Source organism: Streptomyces sp. CO7 (assembly GCF_053474865.1).
The window spans coordinates 1,068,788-1,069,613 of record NZ_JBRIOU010000002.1; the positions used below are offsets into that span (position 1 = coordinate 1,068,788).

At 74.9% G+C, this 826-nt stretch carries 1 protein-coding gene; it reads left to right on the forward strand.

The genetic code is table 11. The features are described 5' to 3' along the window. On the forward strand, window positions 1-826 hold an 826-nt coding region (locus ACOV8S_RS06850; protein WP_448316708.1), incomplete at both ends, for a DUF6531 domain-containing protein.

The window sequence follows — 826 nt, forward strand, 5'->3', positions numbered from 1 at the left end:
CTCCCCGGCGGCGTGGCTCCCCACCGTGCTGCGGATCCCCCTCGGCGACCTCACGGAGATCGAGGTCGACCTCGTCGAGGGGGAGCTGACGGTACGGCAGCTGGACCTGGTCGTGGCCGGAGGGGAGCGCCCGTTGCGGCTGGTGCGCGAGCACCGCGGTCTGCGCCGCAGTGACGGGGAGGGATTCGGCCACGGGTGGACCTTCACCGCCGGGCGGGGCGTGCGGCAGGAGCACAGCGACCGGGCCGTGCGGCTCGTCGACGCCCGGGGCCGCGCTGCCGTGCTGCACCGCGACGGGGACGGGCGGATCGTGCGGCTGACCGACCCGCTCGGCCAGGACATCGCCTCGTACCACTACGACTCCGCCGGGTCCCTGGTGCGCCTGCGTCACCGGGCGGGACCCGTCACCGACTTCGTACGGGACGCCGAGGACCGGCTGGTGCGCCTCACCGCGGACGAGGAGACACTGCGCTTCTCCTACGACGGCGGTTACGCGGTCGGCGAGATCGACTGGAGCGGGCCGGACCGTTCGGCGCGGATCGAACTCGCCTACGACGAGGGCCGCACCACCGTCCGCGGCCCGGGCCCCCGGCACAGCGTGCACACCTTCGACGCACTCGGCAGACCGGTGGCACTGACCGGTCCGCTCGGCGACGAGACGCGCCAGGACTGGGACGACGGCGGACGCCCCGTCAGCTACACCGACCCGCTCGGAGCCGCCCTCACCCGCACCTACGACGAGCAGGGCCGCCCGACCGGCCTGGTCCTGCCGACCTCCGGCCGCTCCCACATCGGCTACGGCGACCCGGCCCACCCCGCACTGCCC